This is a genomic window from Rhizobacter sp. P1_G5, from assembly GCF_056405435.1.
Genome location: NZ_JBFUCB010001059.1, coordinates 1 through 1,038, shown reverse-complemented (window position 1 = coordinate 1,038; position 1,038 = coordinate 1). Strand labels below are relative to the sequence as shown.

Here is a 1,038-nt window from a genome sequence, read left to right as displayed (position 1 = left end):
CATCAGCATCTGGCAGGTGGGGGTCGCCGTCGTGCACGTCGTCGCTCATGGGCCATGGGTGGAGGGGAATGGCGCGAAGGATACCGCAGCGCCTTCGTGAAAAAGGGCCGCACGCGCGCGGCGTGCAGCCCTTTCGGGTCGGCGGGCTGGTGCGCCGCTCAGTTCTTCGACTGGTCGACCAGGCGGTTCTTCTTGATCCACGGCATCATCGCGCGCAGCTGCTCGCCGACCACCTCGATCGGGTGCTCGGCCGTCAGGCGGCGGCGCGACAGCAGCGTCGGGGCGCCGGCGCGGTTCTCCAGGATGAAGCTCTTCGCGTATTCGCCGGTCTGGATGTCCTTCAGCGCCTGGCGCATCGCCTGGCGGGTCTCGTCCGTCACGATCTTCGGCCCGGTCACGTACTCGCCGTACTCGGCGTTGTTCGAGATCGAGTAGTTCATGTTGGCGATGCCGCCCTCGTAGATCAGGTCGACGATCAGCTTCAGCTCGTGCAGGCACTCGAAGTAGGCCATCTCCGGCGCGTAGCCGGCTTCGGTCAGCGTCTCGAAACCGGCCTTGATCAGCTCGACGGCGCCGCCGCACAGCACGGCCTGCTCGCCGAACAGGTCGGTCTCGGTCTCTTCGCGGAAGTTGGTCTCGATCACGCCGGCCTTGCCGCCGCCGTTGGCTGCCGCGTACGACAGCGCCAGGTCACGCGCCTTGCCGGTCTTGTCGGCATAGACGGCGATCAGGTGCGGCACGCCGCCACCTTGCGTGTAGGTCGAGCGCACCGTGTGGCCGGGGGCCTTCGGCGCGACCATCCACACGTCGAGGTCGGCGCGCGGCACGACCTGGCCGTAGTGCACGTTGAAGCCGTGCGCGAACGCGAGCGAAGCGCCCTGCTTGATGTGCGGCTCGACGTCGTTCTTGTAGACGGACGCGATCTGCTCGTCGGGCAGCAGGATCATGACGACGTCGGCGGCCTTCACCGCATCGGCGATCTCGGCGACCTTCAGGCCGGCCTTCTCGGCCTTGGACCACGAGGCCCCGCCCTTGCGC

1 protein-coding gene is annotated in these 1,038 nt (G+C 67.7%); it reads right to left on the bottom strand.

Annotated elements, in window-relative coordinates:
* Window positions 1-158: 158 nt before the first annotated feature.
* A partial coding sequence (ilvC, locus tag AC1D12_RS33970) for a ketol-acid reductoisomerase (RefSeq protein ID WP_477845471.1) occupies window positions 159-1,038 on the bottom strand: 880 nt, incomplete at its 5' end.